Annotated in this window: 14 protein-coding genes and 1 pseudogene; 10 read left to right on the top strand and 5 right to left on the bottom strand. The window is 69.5% G+C overall.

Features of this window, described 5'->3' with window-relative positions; translation table 11 throughout:
- Window positions 1–262: 262 nt before the first annotated feature.
- Window positions 263–2,749, bottom strand: coding sequence for a LuxR C-terminal-related transcriptional regulator (locus tag FEK34_RS23670; protein ID WP_138451125.1), 2,487 nt, complete (start codon window positions 2,747–2,749; stop codon window positions 263–265).
- The gene (locus tag FEK34_RS23665; RefSeq protein WP_171048355.1) at window positions 2,742–4,565 is read right to left on the bottom strand and encodes an Hsp70 family protein; all 1,824 of its coding nucleotides are present in this window, start codon (window positions 4,563–4,565) and stop codon (window positions 2,742–2,744) included. The genes FEK34_RS23670 and FEK34_RS23665 overlap by 8 nt, the downstream gene beginning before the upstream one ends.
- Window positions 4,566–4,858: 293 nt before the next feature.
- On the opposite strand from FEK34_RS23665, the gene FEK34_RS23660 reads away from it, so the two are divergent.
- The 4 genes and pseudogenes from FEK34_RS23660 (at window position 4,859) to FEK34_RS23645 (ending at window position 12,214) form a co-directional block, all read left to right on the top strand.
- Window positions 4,859–8,098, top strand: coding sequence for an IniB N-terminal domain-containing protein (locus tag FEK34_RS23660; RefSeq protein WP_138451121.1), 3,240 nt, complete (start codon window positions 4,859–4,861; stop codon window positions 8,096–8,098).
- Window positions 8,099–8,140: 42 nt separating this feature from the next.
- Complete coding sequence (locus FEK34_RS23655) at window positions 8,141–10,006, top strand: dynamin family protein (RefSeq protein WP_138451119.1); 1,866 nt, start codon at window positions 8,141–8,143, stop codon at window positions 10,004–10,006.
- 4 nt (window positions 10,007–10,010) lie between these two features.
- Entirely contained in the window at window positions 10,011–11,525 is a 1,515-nt protein-coding gene (locus FEK34_RS23650) for a dynamin family protein (protein ID WP_171048354.1), read from the top strand.
- A 45-nt stretch (window positions 11,526–11,570) separates the two neighbouring features.
- Window positions 11,571–12,214, top strand: a pseudogene (locus tag FEK34_RS23645) (endonuclease).
- 221 nt (window positions 12,215–12,435) lie between these two features.
- On the opposite strand, the gene FEK34_RS23640 reads toward FEK34_RS23645, so the two are convergent.
- Complete coding sequence (locus tag FEK34_RS23640) at window positions 12,436–12,912, bottom strand: MarR family winged helix-turn-helix transcriptional regulator (RefSeq protein WP_138451117.1); 477 nt, start codon at window positions 12,910–12,912, stop codon at window positions 12,436–12,438.
- Between the two features lie 89 nt (window positions 12,913–13,001).
- Between FEK34_RS23640 and FEK34_RS23635 the strand changes: the two genes are divergently transcribed.
- The 6 genes from FEK34_RS23635 to FEK34_RS23610 all read left to right on the top strand — a co-directional run bounded on the left by FEK34_RS23635 (window position 13,002) and on the right by FEK34_RS23610 (window position 20,740).
- Window positions 13,002–14,612 (top strand): DHA2 family efflux MFS transporter permease subunit, encoded by a 1,611-nt coding sequence (locus tag FEK34_RS23635; protein ID WP_171048353.1) that lies wholly within the window; start codon window positions 13,002–13,004, stop codon window positions 14,610–14,612.
- A 402-nt stretch (window positions 14,613–15,014) separates the two neighbouring features.
- Window positions 15,015–16,862: a molecular chaperone DnaK gene (gene dnaK, locus FEK34_RS23630; protein ID WP_138451115.1), complete on the top strand. Its 1,848-nt coding sequence runs from the start codon at window positions 15,015–15,017 to the stop codon at window positions 16,860–16,862.
- Window positions 16,859–17,557 (top strand): nucleotide exchange factor GrpE, encoded by a 699-nt coding sequence (gene grpE, locus FEK34_RS23625; RefSeq protein ID WP_138451113.1) that lies wholly within the window; start codon window positions 16,859–16,861, stop codon window positions 17,555–17,557. Before dnaK ends, grpE begins: the two co-directional genes overlap by 4 nt.
- Window positions 17,558–17,608: 51 nt before the next feature.
- Complete coding sequence (dnaJ, locus tag FEK34_RS23620; protein ID WP_138451111.1) at window positions 17,609–18,772, top strand: molecular chaperone DnaJ; 1,164 nt, start codon at window positions 17,609–17,611, stop codon at window positions 18,770–18,772.
- Window positions 18,773–18,849: 77 nt separating this feature from the next.
- The gene (locus FEK34_RS23615; protein WP_283206615.1) at window positions 18,850–19,197 is read left to right on the top strand and encodes a heat shock protein transcriptional repressor HspR; all 348 of its coding nucleotides are present in this window, start codon (window positions 18,850–18,852) and stop codon (window positions 19,195–19,197) included.
- Between the two features lie 373 nt (window positions 19,198–19,570).
- On the top strand, window positions 19,571–20,740 hold the full coding sequence (locus FEK34_RS23610) for a globin domain-containing protein (RefSeq protein ID WP_138451393.1): 1,170 nt from the start codon (window positions 19,571–19,573) through the stop codon (window positions 20,738–20,740).
- A gap of 13 nt (window positions 20,741–20,753) precedes the next feature.
- Here the strand turns inward: FEK34_RS23610 and FEK34_RS23605 are convergent, their stop codons facing one another.
- Both FEK34_RS23605 and FEK34_RS23600 read right to left on the bottom strand, forming a co-directional pair.
- Entirely contained in the window at window positions 20,754–21,539 is a 786-nt protein-coding gene (locus FEK34_RS23605; protein ID WP_138451107.1) for an FAD-binding oxidoreductase, read from the bottom strand.
- Between the two features lie 8 nt (window positions 21,540–21,547).
- Window positions 21,548–22,705, bottom strand: a complete 1,158-nt coding sequence (locus FEK34_RS23600; RefSeq protein ID WP_138451105.1) for an FAD-binding oxidoreductase — start codon at window positions 22,703–22,705, stop codon at window positions 21,548–21,550.
- Window positions 22,706–22,838 lie beyond the last annotated feature (133 nt).

The raw sequence follows: 22,838 nt of genomic DNA, 5'->3' as shown, positions 1-22,838 counted from the left end.
CGCGGCCGGATGCTGCGCGCGCGACGCGGCGGGCCCCTCGATCGCACCCGGTCGCGTCGCGGTGACGGGCATTTTCGCCGCCGGTGGATCGGTGCCCGGTGGTGAACCGTTGTGTTTCGGTCGTTTCGTGTTGTTCGCGATCTCGGCTGTCATCTGAACCCCCGTCCGAGCCTAGGCGCAGCGCACCAGGCGTTCGAGTGTTTGCGTCCTCCCACCGAAGTTTTCGATCTCGGCCGCGCCGCTGTTAACGGCCCGCCGGGCGTCAGACCAGCAGCGATCCGTATCCCATCGCGCGCAGCATGGCCAGCAGCTCCGAGCGCGAACCGGCGCCGAGGCGACGGCGGATCCTGGCGACGTGGTGTTCGACGGTCTTGGCCGAGATGTAGAGCCGAGCGCCGATCTCCCGATAGGTCAGGCCGAGCAGCACCAATTCGGCGACCTCGCTCTCCCGGTCGCTGAGCAGGCCGTCGTCGCCGGTGTCGGAGGCGGCGGCACGTCGTGGCGGGGTGATCGGGGTGAGCGCCGACGGGCGGGCGTCGGAACGCACCGTGCGCGCCAGCTTGAGCAGCGAGGTCGCGGTGGCGGAATCGGGCGCGGCCAGCGCGGCATCTCCGGCGAGGCGCGCCGCGTCCCAGCTCAGCCCGATCGCACCGAGTTCGGCCACCGCGGCCTCCACGCGGCCGGCGTGCACCTCGCCGCGCAGCACCAGCACCCAGGTGCGGCCGGCGTCGGCGAGGGCGGCCGCGTGCCGGTCGCCCGACTCGGCGGCGGCCTTGAGCGCGTGGGCGTGCGGCAGTAGTTCGTCGGGGCGCTCGCGGGCGATGGCGGCCTGCACGCCGTACCAGTGGAACAGGTTGGCCCAGGCCGGCGGGTGGCCGAGCCGATCGAGCAGCGTGTGGGCGCCCGCGACGAGCGCGGTCATCCGGTGGTCGTCGCCGCAGCGGATGCTCGCCAGCCACAGCTCGCCGATCGGGAGCAGCGTGAGCAGATCGGCCTCCACCTCGTCCAGCAGCGGCTGGGCCGCCTGCCAGGCCTGGGTGAGCGCGGCCTGATCACCGCTGCGCCGGGCCAGACCGACCGCGGCGGCATGGGCGAGCAGCGCGTCGCGGACGTCGAGGCCATCCCAGTCGACGGTGGCGAGCGCGGTGGTGGCGCCGGTTTCGTCACCGCCGGCCAACGCCGTCCAAGCGGCGAGCACCGGCAGCTGGGCGCCGGTCGCGCTGGTCCGGCGCAGGGTCTGGGCGGCGCGCGCCGGGTCGCCGGTGCTCAGGCACAGCAGGACGGCAGCCGAGGTGGGAGTGCAGGGCGCGAAGCGCGTAGAGGTGGTGTGGGTGGCGCGAGACAGGGTGGCGATCGCGTTGGCCGTATCGCCCGCACGTCCGTGCAGGGAATGGCCGAGAGCCTCGGCGACCAGCCGGATGGGGGTGGTCGCTTCGGTCGGCGGCCATCGGCCCGCGCTCGCCGCCATGGCCGCGGCGGCGTCGGCGTCACCGGCGAGGTAGAGGACCGCGGCGCCTTCGGCCCACTCGGCGCCCGCTCGGTCGGGACCCAGCCAGGCGTAGAGGCGGGCGGCACGGTCGGTCAGGCCGCGACGAGTCAGGAGGCAGGCGCACAGACGCACGGCGGCAGCGAGATTCGCGACGGGGACATCGTCGCGGGCGAGCAACGGCTCGGCCAGGCGCAGCGCGGTGTCGTAATCGCCGTCGTGCGCAGCGGCGTGGGCCCAGCGCACGGCAATGGCGTCGCGGTTCGCGCCGGCCTGCGCGGCGGCGGCGTAGTAGCGGACGGCGTCGTTGCCGCTGTTCTCGGCTGCGGTGCAGAGGAATTCGGCCAGGCGCGCATCGCGCACACCGGATTCGGCGAGCAGTACGGCGGTGTGATCGCGCAGCAGCCCGGCATGCAGGCGGGCGGTGAGCAGATCGCGCTGAATCGTCAGGAAGCGGCGTTCGCCGAGCAGTGCGCGCAGCGGCCGCACGGCCGGCGCGAGCAGCAGATCGGCGTCGGTGATGAGCGCGGTGGCTCTGGCGCGGTCGATCAGATCGCGGGCGGTGCCGGGATCGACGCCGAGCACCTCGGTGAGTTCGCCTGCGTCCAAACCACTTCCGGTGGTAGCGACGGCCAGTGTGTCGAGCAGAGCCGGATCGATATCGGTGAGGACCGCCCTCGCCCAGGCGTCGACCGCGGCGTCGACGGCCTCGATGCCCGCATCGAGGCGACCGTGACTGGCCGCGGCCAACGCCGCCACCACACCACCACGGATGCCGTCGGTCTGCTTGTGGATATGCGCGGCCACCGCGCGCGGCACCGACAGGCCGAGTTCTCGTGCGAACGGGGCGATCTCGGCGACCCCGAGCGGGCGCAGTTCAGCGACCCGGCCGCGCCGCAGGGCGGCATCGAACAGCGCGCGCAGCCGCGGATCGTGATGGCGGGGCCGGGCTGCCGCGACGACGGTATGAGTGCCGGAATCGATGGCGGCCCGCAGGGAGTCGAGCTCGGCGTGGTCGAGAACGTCGACGTTGTCGACCACCAGCGCCGCGCCTGCCGACGCGCCGTTGCCGCGCGGGCTGTCGAGGACCGTGACGCCTCGTTCGCGCAGCTTGGCTCGTACCGCCTCGAGCAGCGTCGACTTGCCGGTGCCGGAACGTCCGCGGATCAAATGCACCACGGGCGCTTCGGAATCCAGTTCCCGGAACAGCTCACGGGCACAGGGCAGCGTGTCGAAGGCCGCGGCCGGTACCGGTTCAGCCACCGGAACCGCCGAGTATCTCGCCCGGCGCGCGCAGCACGGTGCCAACGGTGCCGCCGACACCCTCGACGGTCTCGCCGAGCGTGTCGGTCAGGCCGTCGGTGGGTAGCTTCGGCGTCTGCGCGGGCGGCTGCTGCGGGGCCGGAGCCGGTGGTTGCGGTGCGGGCGCGGGCGGAGGTGATTGCGGTGCGGGCGGCGGGGCCTGCGGTGCGGGCGCGGGGGCTTGCGGTGCGGGCTGTGGCGCCTGGCCCGGTCCGGAGGCGGCGGGCGACGGTGCCGAACCGGGCTGACCGGCGGGGGCGCCCTCGCGAGCGGGTTGCGAGTTGACGACGGTGACAGCTCCGGGCGTAGACGGATTCGCTTGACCTGCGCCATCTTTCGATGTCCCGGAATCGGCGACGGTGCCCGCCGTGCCGCCGGTGGCCGCCGATCCGTCACCGGGGGTGGTCGACCCGCCGGCCGTCGCGGGCGTGCCCGCCGTCGACGACGTGGAATGCTCCGGGGCAGCAGGATGCTGGGTGCCCGTCCCGGCGCCCGTGCTGACCGCGACGGTGCCGGTGGCGAGCAGGCCGATCGCGGCCGCGGCGGCCGCGACGATGGCGATCCGGCGGCGGCGAGTCCGGGCGGTTCCCGGCGTGCGGGTGTCGGCCGGGAGGGGCAGCGAGGTCGGCGCGGATACCGGGCGGGCCGACTCGGTAGCCGGTTCGCCGGACTCGTCGGACATGGTGCCGATCGCGGCGAACGCGACGGTTTCGACGGCCGTGTCGGCGAGATCGGCGGCGAGGGCCGACGCGCCGAGGGCACTCGTGTGCGCCGGTTCGGCAGCCGAGACAACCGGTAGGCCGAACTCGGAGGAGATGAGTTCGGCGAGCAGCCCGATCGCGCCGCCACCGCCGGTCAGCAGCACCTGCTGGACGTCACCGATATCGATGCCCGCGCGGTGCACAGCGTCGCGGATCAGGTGCATGGAATCGCGCAGCGGCGCACGGAGTAGATCTTCGAGTTCGTCGCGCACCAGCCGGACGGTGGCGCCGTCCGGGCCGGAGCCGGTCGTCACCACCGTCGCGGTATGTGTGGAAAGCTCTTCTTTCGCAATTCGGCAGCGTTCCCGCAGCGCCGACAATTCGCGTTCGACGGCGGGGTCGAAGGGGTCGGCAGCAAATTCGGTGGGAGCGTTTGCCAGCACATAGCGCATGGTCAGCAGATCGAATTCGGCGCCGGCGATATCGGTCGAATACGCGGGAGTGCCGAGCAGCTCGATTCGATCACCGGTCCGAACCACCGAGACGGTCAGGCCGGTGGCGCCGAGATCGTAGACGAGGACGGCGCCGTCGCCGGTGGCCGTCCGGCCAGCGGCGCACGACCAGCGCACTGCCGCAACAGGTTCCGGGATCAACGCGATATCGGGCAGGCCCGCGTCGTCGAGAGCGGTGCGCAGCACGGAGACGGTGTGCGCGGTCCAGTGCGCCGGATGGCAGGCGACCACTGTCGCGTCGGCGTCGGCCGCCTCGTCGACGAGGCGGGCAATAGCCGTCGCTACCAGGTCGGATGAGGTATGAGAGGTGCCGTCGTCGGCGAGCATGGGCACCGGGTCACCGACTCGCGACAGGAACCCGTCGATCCGCACACCGGGCGCGTGCCTGCCGCCGTCGGTCGCCTCGCTGCCGAACAGCGCGGGCGCGCCGGGAACCAGGCGCAGCACGGTCGGATGGGTCAGGACCGCGGCACTGTCGATGCCGGGTTCGCCGTCCCGGCTTGCCAGTACGGCAACCGAATTCGCCGACCCGACGGTAATGCCGAGCGCCAGACGCTGTGTCATGCCGAAGATCCCCATTCGAACCGAGTGCCGCTGCCGATACCGAGATTGTTTGATAAGGAAACGAATCGGGGCGCTGCCCGACTCAACCCGCATGTCGGTTGCTGGGTGTCCGCTGTTACCGGCTCGGGGTGATTCGGGGAAATTCCCCTAACGGATCGAATGCCCCTAATGGGTGCGGGGGCGCGATTGTGGGGCTTTGCCCCGTTCCGGAGTAACGACTCGCGTCCCTAGCGTGAAATGCATTCCAACGACCGCGGATTTTTCGGTCCGCTGAGCCCAGGAGACGATTCTCGATGACACCCAACGCGATTCTCGAGTTCATCCTCGACCTGCTGCGCGACCCGGAAGCCGCGGCCGGCTACTGCCTCAACCCCTGCCAGGCCCTCGCCTCCGCCGGGCTGCCGGACGTGACGCCCGAAGACATCACCGCCGTTGCCCCGATGGTTGCCGAATCGGCGCTGGTCAGCGGCGGCTCCCAGCTGACGGCCATCATCGCCGCGGGCGCCCAGACCGCCGCAGGCGCCGCCCTCGGAGCCGTCGGCGCGGTAGGCGCGGGCGCCGCCGCCAACGCCGGCCTGAACCTCGGCGCCGACCTCGGCCTGAACCTCGGCGGCTCCGCCGACACCGACCTCGACATCGACCTCGGTGGTGGTGCGAACACCGGCATCGATATCGATCTGGGTGGCGGCGCCGACACCGATATCGACATCGACCTGGGCGGCGGCCTGAACACCGGCCTCGACCTCGGCGCGATCGTCGACGGCGCCATCGACATCGGCGCGAACCTCGGTGGTGATCTGGCCGGTGGTATCGGTGGTGCGATCGACACGGGTCTCGAACTGGGCGGCGATCTCTCGGCCGGAGTAGGCGGAGCCATCGATACCGGACTCGAGCTGGGCGGTGACCTGGCGGGCGGGATCGGCGGTGCTATCGACACCGGACTCGACCTCGGAGCCGGCCTTGGCGGTGTAGCCGATGGTGCGATCGACGCAGGTCTGGAGGTGGGTGGCGACCTGGCCGCCGGCATCGGCGGGGCTGTGGATACCGATCTCGATAGCAGCATCGGCGGCGCCCTCGACACCGGTCTCGAACTCGGTGGTGAGCTGGGTGCGGGCCTCGGCGGCGCGATCGACACGGGTCTGGAGCTGGGTGGTGACCTGGCGGGCGGCATCGGTGGTGCGATCGAGACAGATCTCGGCGCGGTGGTCGACGGAGCAATCGGCAGTGGGCTCGAACTGGGTCTGGGCGGCTCGTCGGACGCCGGCGTCGACCTCGGTGGTGAGCTGGGGGCCGACCTCGGCGCCGGTGTAGGCGGTGCTGTCGACGCCGGGCTCGATCTCGGCGGTGATCTCGGAGCAGATGTGGGCGGCGCCATTGATGGTGCGCTCGACACCGGTGTGGGGCTCGGCGGCGATCTCGGGGCCGGCATCGGCGGGGCTGTGGATACCGACCTCGATGGAACCATCGGCGGCGCCCTCGACTCCGGTCTCGAACTCGGTGGCGAGCTGGGCGCCGGAATCGGCGCTGGTCTGGGTGGCGCTGTCGACAGTGGACTGGATCTCGGGGCTGGTGTCGGCGGCGCTGTCGGCGCGGGGCTCGAAGTAGGTGGTGACCTCGGAGCAGATCTGGGCGGCGCGATCGAGGGTGCACTCGAAACCGGTGGGGAACTGGGTGGTGATCTCGGTGCGGGTGCCGAGGCCGGGCTCGGTGGTGTTGTCGGCAGCGGTGCCGAGTTGGGTGCCGGTCTCGGTGGTGCCGTAGACGCGGCGGCCGGGCTCGGTGCGGGTATCGGTGGTGCGGTAGAGGCAGGTGCCGGGCTGGGGGCAGAGCTCGGCGGCGAGCTGGAAGCCGGGCTGGGTGGTGCGGTCGGCGCGGGGCTCGGGCTCGGTGCCGATGTGGCGGCCGGAGTCGGCGGTCTTGTCGATGCGGGCGCGGGTCTCAGCGGTGGAGTCGGTGGGGCTGTGGATGCCGGCGTTGATCTGGGTGGGGCTGTGGATGCTGGTGCGGATCTGGGGGCGAATGTGGGTGCGGAGTTGTCCACAGGGGTTGAGGGTGTGGTCGAGGCCGGGGCTGGGCTGGGGACGGATCTGGCGGCCGGAGTGGACGGTGCGGTGGAAGGCGGTTTATCCACAGGGCTCGGCGGTGTCGTCGGGGCCGCGGGGGATTTGTCCACAGGCGTGTCGGGCGATCTGGCCGGTGCCGTGGGCGCGGGGCTGGACGGAGCTGTGGATACCGGGGCGGGGATCGGAGCTGGAGTCGGGTCGGAGCTCGAGGGCGCGGCGTCCGGCGGCGTCGAAGGAGGGGCACAGGCCGGGGCCGATCTGGGGGCGACGATGGCCGCCGGGCTGGGGACCGTGGTTGGCGCCGGGGCCGAGATCGGTGGGGATGTGAGCACCGGGCTCGAGGGCGTCATCGAGGCGGGCGGTGACGCCGGTACCGGGCTCGAGCTGGGGCTCGGCGGATTGTTCGGTGGAGAAACCGACCTGTCCGCCGGTGTGGACGGGGCTGTGGAAGCTGTGGGTGAATTCGAGAGCGGTTTCGGCTTGGGCGCGGTGCTCGGGGCAGAGGCGGCAGGTGGGCTGGGCGCCGGACTGTCGTCGAGTGTCGATGCTGTGGTCGAAGGCGGTGCCGACGCCGGCGCGGACCTCACCGCAGGCTTGTCGTCCTCCGCCGACGCTGTCGCCGCCGCGGGAATCGCCGCCGTAGCGGAGGCGGGCGCCGACCTGGAAACGGGGTTGTCCACAGGTCTTGGTGGAGCCGCAGGGCTCGGTGCTGAACTCGGTGGGCAGCTGGGGACGGGCCTGGAGACGGGGTTGTCCACGGGTGTTGGTGCTGCCGGTGATCTCGGTGCCGGTGTGAGCGGTGCGGCCGACGTGGTCGCGGGCGCGAGCGCGGAGCTCGGCGGCGGCCTGGCTGCCGGTACAGATGCCGTCGGCGGGATCGGTGGACAGCTGGGGACGGGCCTGGAGACGGGGTTGTCCACAGGCGTTGGTGCTGTCGGTGACCTCGGCGCCGGTGTGAGCGGTGCGGCCGCCGGGGCCGCAAGCGCCGGAGCCGAGCTCGGCGGCGGGCTGTCCGCAGGTGCGGATGCCGCCGGCGAATTCGGTGGGCAGTTGGGGACAGGTCTGGAAACGGGTGTTTCCGGCGGAATCGATTCGGCCGTCGGAGTCACCGGCGCGGCAGGGACCGGCCTCGAAACCGGCCTCGGTGGTGCCGCCGACGCCGGGCTGGAGCTGGGTGGCGGTGTCGATGCGGCAGCCGGTGCCGCCGGAACGCTCGGCGCGGACGCCGCGGCCGGTATCGGTGGCTCCGCCGCGGGCTCGGTCGACGTCGCCGCCGACACCACAGCGGACCTCGGGATGTCGGCGAGCTCCACCATCGATTCCACGGCGAGCACCTGGTCCACCGTCGACGTCTCCAGCGCCTTCGGTTCCGGCCTCGACGGCGGTATCAGCGGCGAGTCCGGCCTTTTCGCAGACACGGGCATCTCAACCACCTCGCCCACCGTCGACTCCGACGACGCTCTGCTCTGACCCGAAGGTCGCACCGAGAACCCGAGAAGGAGAACAACCGAGATGGTTGTACCGGCCACCACAACACCGCCTGCGGCCTCGCTGCTCTCGGTGCTCGGTGAGACCATCGCCGCCGCGCGCGCCGCGGATCGCGGTGATCTGGTCGCCCGCCTGGAAACGGCGGCCGACCGGGTCCGCGATCCGCGGCGGCGGATCGTGATCGCCGGGCAGCGCGATCAGGGCAAGAGCCGGTTCGTCAACGCGCTGTTGAACAGCGATCTCTGCCCGGTCGGCGACGACGCCACCACCACTGTGCCGACGGTGCTGTCGCACGGCCCGGCCACCGACGCCTACCTGGTGTTCACCGGCGCGGACCGCTCCCAGGAGGAGCGCGTGCAGGTCGACGACGTCGCCGCCGCCACCCGCGCCCCGGTGGTGGCCGATCGCCGAGCCGCCCGCTTGGAGATCACCGCCCCGAATCAGCTGCTGGCCGACGGGATCGTCCTTGTCGACACCCCTGGCATCGGTCAGGGAAACAACAGCACCGCATCCATTCTCGGCATGGCACCCGCCTCCGATGCGGTGCTGGTGCTCTCGGACGCCTCCACCGAACTCACCGAACCCGAGCTGGCGTTCCTGCGGCAGGTCCGCCAACTCTGCCCGGCGGTGGCCCTGGTGCTCACCAAGATCGACCTGTATCCGCATTGGCGTCAGGTGGCGGCCGCCGATCGTGCCCATCTGGACCGCGCGGAGCTGCCGGTGCCGATCATCGCGGTGTCGTCGCTGCTGCGTTCGCACGCGCTGCGGTTGCAGGACAAGCAGCTCGGCGCCGAATCCGGTTTCGGTGTGCTCTTCCAGTTCCTGCGCGAGCAGGTGGTGGCGCGCGATCTGCGGGCGACGCGGATCGCGGTGTCGCGCGATATCCATTCGGCGGCCGAACATCTGGCGCTCGCCCTCGGTAGCGAGCTCGTCGCGCTGCGCGATCCACGGCAGGGCGCGGCCGCGGTCACGGAGTTGCAGCAGGCGAAGTCGGCCGCGGAGGAATTGCATCGCCGCACGGCGGCCTGGCAGCAGACCCTCGCCGACGGGATCACCGATCTCGCGGGCGACGTCGACCACGATTTGCGTGACCGGCTGCGCACGATCGCCCGCACCGCCGAGGAATGGATAGACGACCATGATCCCGGCCGGCATTGGTCGCGCATCGAGGAATGGCTCACCGGCACAGTCGATTCGGCCCTTGGTGACAACCTGCTGTGGACGGGTGCGCGCGCGGAGCGGCTCAGTGAGCGGGTGGCCGAGCATTTCATCGAACTCGGCGCGGTCGATCTGCCCGATGTGCGTCCCGGCGAGCAGGACGACCAATCCCGTTCGGCGGCGGTCACTCTCGCCGATCTGGAACCCGATATCGGCGTGGGCAGCAAGCTGCTCGTCGGTATGCGCGGTTCCTACGGTGGCGTGCTGATGGTCGGCCTTGCCAGCACGTTCGCCGGTCTGGCCCTGCTCAATCCGATTTCGCTCGGCGCGGGTGTGCTGGTGGGCGGCAAAGCGTTCCGCGACGATGCGAAAACCCGCTTGGCCAAGCGCCGCAACGAGGCCAAGGTCGCGGTCCGCCGCTACGTCGACGATGTGGCGTTCCAGGCAGGCAAGGAATCCAAGGACCGCCTGCATCGCATCCATCGAGCGCTGCGTGACCATTACACCGGCGTCGCGCAGCGCAGCCTGCGTTCCATCGACGATTCGCTGCGCGCCGCGCAGGAGGCCGCGACCATGGAGTCCGCCCGCCGCGCCGAACGCTGCGCGGAGCTGGAACGTCAGCTGCGCGCGGTGGCCGCGCTACGCAATCACGCCGACGCCATGCGTCCAGCGGAGTTGCGGTCTACCGAGACGGGATCGGCCGCGGCGCCGGATATCAGCCCGGTACGGTGACCGCGTGAGAGCGGAGCTCGAGACCGAGCCGGGAATCGTGACCGAGGCCCGCGGGCTGATCGCGGCAGCGCGCCGGGAACTGGCGGAGGTGCCGCGGGCGCGCGGGCTGCTCGCCGACTGTGCGCGCAGGCTCGATCAGCCGTTGCGGGTCGCGCTGGCCGGCTCGCTCAAAGCCGGCAAGTCCACCCTGTTGAATTCGCTGGTCGGACAGCAGATCGCGCCCACCGACGCCACCGAGTGCACGCGCGTGGTGACCTGGTATCGCAACGGGCCGACGCCGGCGGTCACCGCCTTCTCCGCCGACGGTCGCGCGGCGAACGTGGTGGTGCGCCGCGGTGGCGGCGCGCACGGCTTGACCTTCGATCTCGACGCCCTGAACTGGGGTGCGTCCGGCCCGCGCGAGGTGGATCACTTGGAGGTGGAGTGGCCTGCCGCGACGCTGGCCGCCACGACGATCATCGACACTCCCGGCACGTCGTCGCTGTCTCGTGAGGTGTCGGCTCGCACGGCCCGGCTGCTGACGCCGGAGGATACGAGCATTCCCGGCGCCGACGCCGTCGTCTATCTGTTGCGCAGGCTCGACGAGGCCGACATCCGGTTCCTGGAGCGGGTCGGGACGGCCGGTGGTGGCTCGGGCCCGCTCGGTGTGATCGGGGTGGTCTCGCGCGCCGACGAGATCGGCGCGGGCCGCATCGACGCCCTGCATTCGGCGCGCGAGGTGGCCGCCGGATTCGCCGCCGAACTGGAACGGACCGGGCTGTGCCAGGCGGTGATCCCGGTGGCGGGGCTGCTGGCATTCGCGGCCGCGACATTGCGCCAGCAGGAGTTCGCCGCCTTCGAGGCGCTGGCCGGGGTGCCGATGGAGGAGCTGTCGGCCGCGCTGCTGTCGGCCGACCGCTTCGCCCGTCCCGATCTGGCGCTGCCGGTCGCACCCCAGTTGCGCGCCCAGCTCGCCGATCGTTTCGGGCTGTTCGGCATCAGGCTGGCGATCACCCTGGTGCGGCTCGGCGCGCGCGATAGCACCACGTTGGCCGCCGAACTCACCGAACGCAGCGGTGTCAACGAATTGCGCTCGGTGCTCGACGTGCAGTTCGGTCAGCGCGCCGATCAGCTCAAGGCGCATTCGGCGCTCAGTGCTCTGGACCGGGTGCTCACCGCCTATCCCGGCACGGCGGCCGACGCGCTGCTGCCGCAGGTGCGCACGCTGCTCGCCGACAATCATGGTTTCACCGAGTTGCGTCTGCTGGGCCGGTTGCGGACCGAGGAGCCCGGTCTGCCCGAATCCGAGTTGGCCGAACTGGTCAGGCTCATCGGCGGGTCCGGCGTCGCCACCCATCTGCGGCTGGGCGTGCCCGCGGATACCGATATCCAAGCCCAGCGTGCCGAAGCCGTCGCCGCCGCACGCAAATGGCGTGCGCGCGCCCAGCATCCGCTCGCCGACCAGTTCACCGCCACCGCCTGCCGTACCGCGGCGCGCAGTGCCGAAGGCGTTCTCGCCCAGCTCACGCCACGGATGTGAGCCGATCCGTGCGTGGCGCCTGCTCCCCGTGCACACTGGAAAGGGATGGGACAGCGAGATGTGGCGCACGCATTGCTGGACCGGGCGGGTACCGGGTACGCCGCCGCGGCGGGCATCCAGCTGGCCGATAAACCGGCACCGCTGTTCCAGCTACTGATGCTGTCGGAGCTGCTCAGTACGAGAATCTCGGCCGATCTCGCCGTCGACGCGGCCAAGGAACTCATCGACAGCGGATATCGCACGCCGCAGCGCGTCGCCGATGCCGACTGGCAGGAGCTGGTGGACGCGCTCGGCCGGGCGCACTACCGCCGATACGACGAATCCACCGCCTCCCGCTTGGGCGCGATGGCCGCGACCGTCCTGGACCGCTACGACGGCGACCTGCGCAAACTCGCCGAGGAAGCCGACCACGACCCCACCCGCGCCGCCGAACTCCTTCAGCAGTTCAAGGGCATCGGCCCGGTCGGCGCCGACATCTTCCTGCGCGAAGTGCAGGACGTGTGGACCTGGGTGCGCCCGCATTTCGACGAGCGCGCACTACACGGCGCCGAACGCGTCGACCTGCCCACCGACCCCGATCGGCTGGCCGAGCTCGCTCCGCGCGGTCACGTCGCGGATCTGGCGGCCGCGCTGTTCGCGTCACGCTCGACGACGACATCGCCGAAGAGGTGCGCGCCGACAGCAGGTGATCCGGCTCATGCGCGACCGCGCTCCGGTCCGGCCGTGGTCACCATCCTGCCGACCTCGGGCGGTCGGCAACGCGTTCGGGGTGTCGTCGCTTCCCAACCGGCGCCGGTCACCGGCCGAGGCCGGCGTGCCAGCGGTGCAGCATTTCGGCAGGTCTGCGACCCGCTGCCCATGGCCGTCCGCATTCCGGCGGCCCAACCGCCGCGGGCTCCGGTGTCGGCGCTCAATCCGGCTGAGCCAGTTCCTCATCGATGCTCATGCGCAGCGCACCGAGCAACTCCTCGAACTGCCGCAACACCTCGGGCGGATAGCCGTCCAATACGGCGTCTTGGCGCGCGTTGACCGGTGCGAAGAACTCATCCGCCAGGCGTTTGGCCTCCGCGCTCGCGCGCAGCGTCACCACCCGCCGGTCCTCGGCTTCGCGTGAGCGGCGCACGTAACCTGCGCGTTCGAGCCGGTTGAGCAGGGCCGTCATCGCCCCGGACGACAGCGGAATGCGTTTGCTCAGCAACGCGGGTGACAGCGGAGTGCCTGCTTCGTCCGCGGCCGCGATCTCGAGCAGGGCGAACGCGTCGGTGGAGTGCACGCCGAGCGCGACCGCGAAGCGCCTGCCGAGCTCGGTGAAGCTCGCGCCGTACGCCATCAGGCTGTCGGTCAGCTGCCGACGCTGCGCCGCGGTGCCGGTCGTCCGGTCCGCCATGTCTGCCTCCGTTCGCGCGCTGTTCTGGATTGACAACCTACCGACTCCAATTAACCTTCACCATCAAGTATCTTTACGATGGAGGTAAATTGAGTACATCAATCGAGGCGCCGACCAGGCGGGCGTGGCTGGGATTGATCGCGGTCTCACTCGGCGTCGCGCTGATCGTGGTCGACCTGACGATCGTCAACGTGATCGTCGCGCCGATCATCGACGACCTGGGCATCAGCTCGATCCAGGCGCAATGGGTGCAGGAGTCCTACGCGATCGTCTTCGCCGCGCTGCTGCTGCTCGTCGGCAGGCTGTCGGACCTGTACGGCGCGCGCAAACTGTTCCTGATCGGCCTCGCCGTCTTCGGGCTGACGAGCCTGCTGGCCGCGCTCGCGCCCGGCGGAGCCCTGCTGATCATCGCCCGATTCGCGCAGGGCATCGGCGGCGCGTTGATCCTGCCGACGTCGTTGGCGCTGGTCAACGCTGCCTTTTCCGGTGAAGCCAGGGGCCGGGCCTTCGCGGTGTGGGGCTCGACCATCGGCGCGGCCGCCGCGGTCGGCCCGCTGCTCGGCGGTTGGCTGGCCGATTTCTCCTGGCGGTGGGCCTTCGGCATCAATATCCCCGCGGTGGTGCTGATCGCGGTCGGCGTGCTTCGCTTCATGCCCGCATCGACGCCGGTGCGCGGGCGCGTCGACGTCATCGGTGCGCTGCTGTCGATCTGCGGTCTCGGGCTGCTGTCCTTCGCGCTGATCGAGGGACGCGTGCACGGCTGGCTACTGACGACCGAACCGCTGAGCCTCGGCGGATTCGACTGGAGTGGCGGACCGTCGCCGGTGCTCGTGGCGTTCGTGCTGTCGGCGGCGACGCTGCTGGCGTTCTGGCTGCGGCAGTCCCGGCTCGGCCGGGCCGGCGGCGAACCGCTCATGGACGTCACGCTGTTCGGTATCAGCTCGTTCCGGCAGGGCAATGCGGTGACGCTGCTGGTGGGTCTGGGCGAGTTCGGCATCATCGCGGTGCTGCCGCTGTGGCTGCAATTCACCTTGGGCTACACCGCCTTGCAGGCCGGGCTCGCGTTGGTGCCGCTCGCGGTCGGCAGCTTCTGTGCCAGCGGCGCCAGCTTCTCGCTCACCGCCTCGGTGTCGGCGCTGGGTCAGGTGCGCATCGGGCTGGTGCTCGAGGCCGTCGGCCTGGTTCTGCTCGGGCTCTTCGCCGCCGCGGACAGCGCGTGGTGGGCGATCGCGCTGGCCCTGTTCATCTACGGCATCGGCGTCGGCTTCGCGACGGCGCAGGTCACCAATGTCGCGCTGGCCGACGTCCCCGCACCGAGCGCGGGTCAGGGCTCGGGCATCCAGACCACCGCCCGCGAGCTCGGCTCGGCCCTCGGCATCGCCCTGCTCACCACCCTGTTCTTCAGCGCCCTCGGCAACGGCGTCCGCGACCGCCTCACCGACACCGGCCTGCCCGATGAGCAATCCGACCAGTTCGGTGCCGTCATCACCGACAGCGCCGGCTCGGTCATCCCGGCCCTCGCCGCCGACCCGTCCACCGAACCCGTCGCCACCGCGGCCCGCGAAGCCATGTCCTCGGCCGTCGAACTGTCGAGCTACCTCTGCGCCGCCCTCCTCGCCGCCGCCCTGCTCGCCACCCTGCTCATGCGCCCTACTCGCGCGGGCGACGCACAGCCCGGCGAGCAGCTCGACCGCCAGTAGGCGGACGCCCGGCGGGCTGGGCGAGCCCGACGCCCGGCGCACGCCGGGACCGACCGCAACCTCGGCATGCGTCCCCGCCGCCCGGATCACCTCCGGCCGGGCGGCGGGAAGCAGTCCCGGGAAGGATCGACGGCGGTTGCGGCCGGGTTCGGAAAATTTCCCGAGTCGCGGGGAATAGAGGCGGGGTGCCGCTGGTTGAGGTGATCGAGCAACATTGAGTGTATGGCGCTCAAGTTTGACTTGACGCCCGGTGTGGGCGGCGGGCAGGATTGAGCCGACCACGCTCAGTGTTGCTGGGACCGTGCTCCGTGCAGTGTCAGGGGCTGGTCCATGGCGCGGTACCGCGCCTGCATGGGCTGACAGCCCCGACACCACACAGGCATCGAAAAATAGGAGGAAACAATGGCTCGTGCGGTCGGAATCGACCTCGGGACCACGAACTCGGTCGTCGCCGTTCTCGAAGGTGGTGAGCCGGTCGTCGTCGCCAACTCGGAGGGTTCGCGCACCACGCCGTCGGTCGTCGCGTTCGCCAAGAACGGCGAAGTGCTGGTTGGCCAGCCGGCGAAGAACCAGGCAGTGACCAACGTCGACCGCACCATCCGTTCCGTCAAGCGCCACATCGGCACCGACTGGACCGTTGGCATCGACGACAAGAAGTACACCCCGCAGGAAATCAGCGCTCGCGTGCTGATGAAGCTCAAGCGTGACGCCGAGGCCTACCTCGGTGAGGAGATCACCGACGCGGTCATCACCGTCCCCGCCTACTTCGAGGACGCCCAGCGCCAGGCCACCAAGGAAGCCGGCCAGATCGCGGGCATGAACGTGCTCCGCATCGTCAACGAGCCCACCGCGGCCGCGCTGGCCTACGGCCTGGACAAGGGCGACAAGGAACAGACCATCCTGGTCTTCGACCTCGGTGGCGGCACCTTCGACGTCTCGCTGCTGGAAATCGGCGAGGGCGTCGTCGAGGTCCGCGCGACCTCCGGTGACAACCACCTCGGTGGTGACGACTGGGACGAGCGCATCGTCAAGTGGCTGGTCGACAAGTTCAAGGGCACCTCGGGCATCGACCTGACCAAGGACAAGATGGCCATGCAGCGGCTGCGTGAGGCCGCCGAGAAGGCCAAGATCGAACTGTCGTCCTCGCAGTCGACCTCGATCAACCTGCCCTACATCACCGTCGACGCCGACAAGAACCCGCTGTTCCTCGACGAGCAGCTGACCCGTGCCGAATTCCAGAAGATCACCTCGGACCTGCTCGACCGCACCCGCGCGCCGTTCCAGTCCGTGATCAAGGACGCAGGCATCAAGGTCTCCGATATCGACCACGTCGTGCTGGTCGGTGGTTCCACCCGTATGCCCGCGGTCTCCGAGCTGGTCAAGGAACTGACCGGCGGCAAGGAGCCCAACAAGGGCGTGAACCCGGACGAGGTCGTCGCCGTCGGCGCCGCCCTGCAGGCCGGTGTGCTCAAGGGTGAGGTCAAGGACGTCCTGCTGCTCGATGTCACCCCGCTGTCGCTGGGCATCGAGACCAAGGGCGGCGTGATGACCAAGCTCATCGAGCGCAACACCACCATCCCGACCAAGCGTTCGGAAACCTTCACCACCGCCGACGACAACCAGCCGTCGGTGCAGATCCAGGTGTTCCAGGGTGAGCGCGAGATCGCCTCGCACAACAAGCTGCTCGGCTCCTTCGAGCTGACCGGTATCCCGCCGGCCCCGCGCGGCGTGCCGCAGATCGAGGTCACCTTCGACATCGACGCCAACGGCATCGTGCACGTCACCGCGAAGGACAAGGGCACCGGCAAGGAGAACACGATCAAGATCCAGGACGGCTCCGGCCTGTCCAAGGAAGAGATCGACCGGATGATCAAGGACGCCGAGGCGCACGCCGCCGAGGACAAGGCCCGCCGCGAGGAGGCCGAGACCCGCAACCAGGCCGAGTCGCTGGTGCACCAGACCGAGAAGTTCATCAAGGACAACGAGGACAAGGTGCCCGCCGACGTCAAGGAGAAGGTCGAGGCGGCCATCGCCGAGGCGAACGAGGCGCTCAAGGGCACCGACATCGCCGCGGTCAAGTCGGCCGTGGAGAAGCTGGCCACCGAGTCGCAGGCGCTGGGCCAGGCGATCTACGAATCGTCCGCCGCCGACGCCGCGGCTTCCGGTAACGGTTCCTCCGCGTCGGCCGACGACGATCAGGTCGTCGATGCCGAGGTCGTTGACGAGCCCGTCGACACGGAGAAGAAGTGACGAACGCGAACGCTGGGAACTCCGAGGAGCCGATCAGCTTCGTCGACAAGCGCAAGATCGATCCCGAGACCGGTGAGGTCAGGGAGCCGGCCGGGGCGGGCAATGGTTCCGCCCCGGCGGATCCGGACACTGCCGTCGAGGGCGATGCCGCCCAGGTCGACGGCGCCGAGGTGCCCGTGTCCGACGCCGCGGTCGAGCTCGCCGAGCGCACCGCCGACCTGCAGCGGCTGACCGCGGAGTACGCCAACTACCGGCGCCGGGTCGAGCGCGACCGTAAGGCCGCGGTCGACGCGGCGAAGGCGGGCGTGGTCACCGAATTGCTCGGCGTGCTCGATGATCTCGATCGCGCCAGGGCGCACGGCGATCTGGAATCGGGGCCGCTGAAGTCGGTTGCCGACAAGCTGAGCGACGCATTGCGCAAACAGGGTCTCGAGGAGTTCGGTTCGGAGGGTGAGCCTTTCGATCCGACTCTGCACGAGGCGGTGCAGCACGAGGGTTCCGGTCACGATCCGGTGATCGGCCTGGTGATGCGCAAGGGTTATCGGTTCGGTGACCGGGTGCTTCGGCACGCGCTGGTGGGGGTAACCGACGGCGTGGGCGATCTGCCCACCCCCGCTCCCGCCGATCAGGGCGAGGCGCCCGCACCGGACGAGGCCGAGGCATCGGATGCTGATGCCGGCACGAACGAAGGATAAGAGCGCGGCCGAGCCGCACCGTACAAGAGGAACGAAAGGAGGAGATGCCCGGTGAGCCAGCGGGAGTGGATCGAAAAGGACTTCTACAAGGAGCTGGGCGTCTCCTCCGGTGCCTCGCAGGACGAGATCAAAAAGGCCTACCGCAAGCTCGCGCGTGACCTGCACCCGGATGCCAATCCCGGCGACACCAAGGCCGAGGAGAGGTTCAAGACCGTCAGCGAGGCGCATGCCGTGCTGTCGGATCCGGTCAAGCGCAAGGAATACGACGAGACGCGCAAGCTGTTCGCCGGCGGTGGTTATCCGCGCGGTGGATTCACCCCCGGCGGCGCCGGCGGCGGATTCTCGCAGGAGTTCAACCTCGGCGACATCTTCGGTGCCGGCGCGACCGGCGCCGACGGTGGCCTCGGCGATCTGTTCGGCGGCCTGTTCAACCGGGGCGGCACGCGATCGGCGAGCCGGCCCCGGCGCGGATCCGATGTGGAGACCGAGACGACCCTCGGTTTCCGCGAGGCCGCGCAGGGCGCCACCGTCCCGCTGCGGATGACGAGTCCCTCGCCGTGCACCACCTGTCACGGCAGCGGCGCCAAGCCGGGAACCAGTCCGCGGGTCTGCCCGCACTGCAACGGCACCGGCGTGATCAGCCGCAACCAGGGCGCGTTCGGGTTCAGTGAACCCTGCGACGACTGCCGCGGTACCGGTTCGATCATCGACAATCCGTGTGTGGACTGCCACGGCAGCGGTATCCAGAACCGGACCCGCACCATCACCGTCCGCATCCCTCCGGGTGTGGCGGATGGTCAGCGGATCCGGCTGGCCGGGCAGGGCGAGGCCGGGTTGCGCGGCGCGCCCTCGGGCGATCTGTTCGTGACCGTGCACGTCAGCCAGGACCGGGTCTTCGGCCGCAGCGGCGACGACCTGACCCTGGTGCTGCCGGTCAGCTACAGCGAACTGGTCCTCGGCACCACGGTGTCGGTGCCGACGCTGGAGGGCCGGGTCGGGGTGAAGGTGCCACCGGGCACCGCCGATGGCCGCATCCTTCGGGTGCGCGGTCGCGGTGTGCCCAAGCGCGGCGGCGGAGCCGGTGACCTGTTGGTCACCGTCAAGGTCGCGGTGCCGCAGAAACTGGATGACAACGCCACCGAGGCGCTGCGGGCGCTGCAGGAGGCGGAGAAGGCCAGCGGTTTCGATCCGCGAGCAGGATGGGCAGGTGCGTGATGTCCGGAGATCCGAAGCAGGCGTCAGGTGGGCCGTCAGGCCGGTCCTCGAACGGACCGTCGCGAGCCGAGTACTTCATGATCTCGGTGGCGGCCCAATTGGCCGGTATGCATGCGCAGACGCTGCGCACGTATGACCGGCTTGGGCTGGTGACGCCACAACGCACTTCGGGCGGCGGGCGACGCTATTCGGCCAGGGATGTGGAGTTGTTGCGTGAAGTGCAGCGGCTTTCCCAGGACGAGGGCGTCAACCTGGCGGGCATCAAACGCATCATCGAACTCACCAATCAGGTCGAGCAGTTGCAGCAGCGGGTTGCCGAGCTGAGTGCGGAACTGGAACGCGCGCGGGTGAATTACCGTGCGGATCTGACCCCGCCGCAGCGCAGCACCGCGCTGGTGGTGTGGCAGCCGCGCCATCGCCGGTAGCCGTTCGCCGGATGAGTTCTCGGGCCCCGGCCCGGTTCAGGTAGTGGACCGGGCCGGGGCCCAAGCTGCGTCCATGATCGTTTCGGATTTGCCGATAGGTCGCTGTCGGATGCGAACTTCATTGTGAAGCTTGCATATTGAGTGGTCGAGTGACGGATTTCACCCGATTTATCCAGTCTTGCAGTCGGTTTCGCTGCGAATTCGTACGCAATACCCTTGTTTTGTCGGAATTACACGTGGGATGTTTCGTCCGTCCATTCCACTGCCGGCAAACCTCGCCTACACTCCAAGCCACGGCTGCTGACGAGTGTCCCGCAGCACCTCACTCGCCGGCACGGATAGTGCTCGAATGCGAAATGGGGTTGTGGCACATATGGATTCGCGGACCGTCGCGTTGATCAGGACGACGTTCAAAGCGGTTGCCGCGGAAGAGGGTGGGGCGGAACGGTTGTCCAAGTCGTTTTATTCGATCTTGTTCGCCGAATATCCGGGTGTCCGCGATTATTTTCCCGCGGCGATGGACGCACAGCGTGATCGCCTTGTCAAGGCCATCGGATATGCGCTCGACCGGCTGGAGGAGCCGGAAAAGTTGCTGCCGTTTCTCGCCCAGCTCGGCCGCGATCACCGCAAGTACGGCGTCCAGCGGGCGCACTACACGGCGGTATCGGAATCGCTGAAGACAGCCATCCGCCGATTCGCCGGTTCGGAGATGTGGACCGACGAGGTCGAACGAGCCTGGACCGAGGGCTTGGCGCTGATCTCGGAGACCATGATCGGCGCCGCCGAACAGGAGAGCACGCCGCCGGTGTGGACCGGAACCGTTGTCGAACGCCGCGAGGTGCTACGCAATTTGGCGGTGATCCGCCTGCAATTGGACCAGCCGATGCAGTACGCGGCGGGTCAATACCTGAGCGTGCAGATCCCTTCGCGACCACGGATGTGGCGATATATGTCGCCCGCGGTCCCGGCGAATGCCAACGGCGAAATCGAATTCCATATTCGCTCGGTGCTCGGCGGCTGGGTCAGCCCGGCGATGGTCGGCAATACCGTGGTCGGCGATCAGTGGCTGCTCGGCTCCCCGCTGGGCGGGCTGGGAATTCCGCGCAATGTGAAACGCAAAATGCTGATGATCGGCTGCGGCACCGGGATCGCGCCGCTGCGCGCCCAGCTCATGGCAATGGCGCAGCGACGCATCAATCCCAAGGTGCACCTGTTCGTCGGCGGCCATCATCCCTGCGATCTCTACGATCTGGAGACGTTGAGCAGGCTCGCGGTCGCCAACAAATGGCTCACCGTCACCCCGGTGACCGAACGCGACGAGAACCCGTGGTGGTACTACGATTCCGGCGAATCGGAAAGAACCTGGCCCGGCCTCGAACCACGGGTGACCGGGCAGATCGGGAAGATCGTCGCCGGCTACGGCGCATGGGCCGACCGTGATGTGCAGATCGTCGGCTCACCCTCCATGGTGCAGACCACCAAGTTCCGGTTGATGGCCACCGGAACCCGCGCCATGAACATTCGGCACGACCCGCTCTTCTGAGCCGGAGCCGGGATCAGCCGCCCTCGTACTGAATTCGTTCCGCGGGCGTCCCGGTGTCCAGCAGCCGCTGCATGGTCGCACGCGTCATCGCGGGGGAGCCGCACACCAGCACCTGATGCCGGTCGAACGCGCCGTGCGAGCCGACCACCTCCGCCAGCGTCCCGTACAACATCTCATCGGGTGCGAAGCCGATATCGACGCGGGAACGCTCGTACCATTCATCCGGCACAGCGGGATCGTCCGGGCTCTCCACCACCGGAACCACTGTCAGCCACGGCAATTCCTCGGCCAGCAGCGTCAGCATGTCGGCCGCGTACAGATCGCGCGGCGACGCACCGCCGACGAACAGATACGTGGGAGGCTGAACCTCGCGGCGGGCCAGTTCCAGGATCTGCGAGCGCATCGGCGCCAAACCGGTTCCGCCCGCGATCATCACGACCTCGTCGCCCTCGGGGTCGACGAAGAACGTGCCGGCGGGCGCGCCGATCGTCCACTCATCGCCCGCCGCGGTATCGGCAACGATCCCGCCGCTGCACCAGCCGCCCGGCACGGTGCGCACATGGAACTCGAGTTTGCCGTCAAGCGAGGGCGGCAGCGCGGGCGAGAGCCTGCGCCGCAGACCGGGGAACTGCGGCACCCGCACCTCCACCGATTGGCCGGCGGTGAACGGCACGAATTCGCCGATCAGCCGGATCACCGCGAGATCATGGCGCAGCCGATGATGACCAACAACGGTCGACTTCCACACGGGCGCTTCCGGAATCGCGCCGTTGCGTGGCGCATGCGGATCGATGTCCATACCTACTCTCAGACGGGATCGGAACTGATGATCGACTCCGGTGTGCCCACCGCCAGCAGTGCGCGCCGGGTATCGGCGATCATCTTCGCCGAGCCGGCGATCTGGATCTGGCGATCCGACCACGACCCGAAGCTGGCGACCACCGCACCGAGATTACCGACCAGGCGCCGGTGCATGCCGTAGGGCGCGTCGGCAGCCGGATGCGGATACCACCACGGGTTGGTCTTGTGCTCGCACACCGGAACGATCGTCAGCCACGGGTTGCTCTGCGAGAGCTGCCACATGTTCTCCACGTCGTACAGATCGCACGGATACACCCCGCCGATGAAGAAGTGCACCCGAGGGTTGATACCGCGCTGTCCCATCTCGATGAGCTGGGCGCGCAGCGGCGCGATTCCGGTACCCGAGCCGATCATCAGGACGTCCCGGCCGCTTTCCTGATCCACGTGCAGCCCACCCAGCGGTCCGCCGATCAGCCAGCGGTCGCCGACGGTGGTCTCGTTGACGATGGCCGGGCTCACCCAGCCGCCGCGCACCTTGCGGACGTGGAATTCGATCTCGCCGTAGGGGTTGGCCGGAATCGCCGGTGACAGGTATCGCCACATCTTCGGCCGCTGCGGCACCGCGACCGGCACGTACTGACCGGCCTGATAGGGGATCGGGCTGTCCGATTGCAGCCGCACGATGGCCAGGTCGTCGAGCACATGCCGGTGGCCGACGACGGTGGCCTCCCAGTAGGGCGGGGAGTCGTCGGAGTTGGCGCCGATGGCCATGGCGGCGGAGATCAGCAGGGCGACGTCGCGCCAGCCGTCGGCCAGCTCATCGCTCCAGGCGGCGCCGTTGTAGGTGCGCGCGGCCGCGAACAGGGCGCGTCCGGCGAGGTCGTAATGGGAGGCTTCGACCCCGTATTTGCGGTGATCGCGGGCCAGCTGTTCGAGGAACTTCTGCGCCCGGTCCCAGTCCTCGAGGTGATCGAGCATGTACTGGATGGCGGTGACCAGGCGTTTCGGCTGCATATCCATGGCGGGCGGGAACAGATCCCGCAGCCCGGGATTCTCGGCGAACAGGTGACCATAAAACGCACTGATCAACCGCTCGGGTCCGTGCGGTGAATCGACCACCGAACGGAAGTTGGCGCGGACCAGCGCAGCCGAACGCGCATCCACGGCGTGGGCTTCCTTTCCCTCGAAGAGCTGCCCGGGGACCTACCCGTAACCGGCGGTCCTCCGTCGAGGCAAGTATCCCTGAAAACGCCGTGGTCATGTGGGTATGGGCAGGTTACCGGCATTTGTCACATGT

Origin of the sequence: Nocardia cyriacigeorgica (assembly GCF_005863245.1) — a bacterium.
Lineage (GTDB): Bacteria > Actinomycetota > Actinomycetes > Mycobacteriales > Mycobacteriaceae > Nocardia > Nocardia cyriacigeorgica_C.
The sequence above is the reverse complement of the archived record's forward strand: the minus strand, read 5'-3'. Positions and strand labels throughout refer to the sequence as shown.

What these genes read in the sequence shown, in the direction of transcription:
- FEK34_RS23615 (WP_283206615.1), top strand. Translation starts at nt 18,850, where the DNA reads ATGATCTCGGTGGCGGCCCAATTGGCCGGTATGCATGCGCAGACGCTG.
- FEK34_RS23660 (WP_138451121.1), top strand. Translation starts at nt 4,859, where the DNA reads ATGACACCCAACGCGATTCTCGAGTTCATCCTCGACCTGCTGCGCGAC.
- dnaK (WP_138451115.1), top strand. Translation starts at nt 15,015, where the DNA reads ATGGCTCGTGCGGTCGGAATCGACCTCGGGACCACGAACTCGGTCGTC.
- FEK34_RS23640 (WP_138451117.1), bottom strand. Translation starts at nt 12,912, where the DNA reads ATGGCGGACCGGACGACCGGCACCGCGGCGCAGCGTCGGCAGCTGACC.
- FEK34_RS23610 (WP_138451393.1), top strand. Translation starts at nt 19,571, where the DNA reads ATGGATTCGCGGACCGTCGCGTTGATCAGGACGACGTTCAAAGCGGTT.
- FEK34_RS23665 (WP_171048355.1), bottom strand. Translation starts at nt 4,565, where the DNA reads ATGACACAGCGTCTGGCGCTCGGCATTACCGTCGGGTCGGCGAATTCG.
- FEK34_RS23605 (WP_138451107.1), bottom strand. Translation starts at nt 21,539, where the DNA reads ATGGACATCGATCCGCATGCGCCACGCAACGGCGCGATTCCGGAAGCG.
- FEK34_RS23655 (WP_138451119.1), top strand. Translation starts at nt 8,141, where the DNA reads ATGGTTGTACCGGCCACCACAACACCGCCTGCGGCCTCGCTGCTCTCG.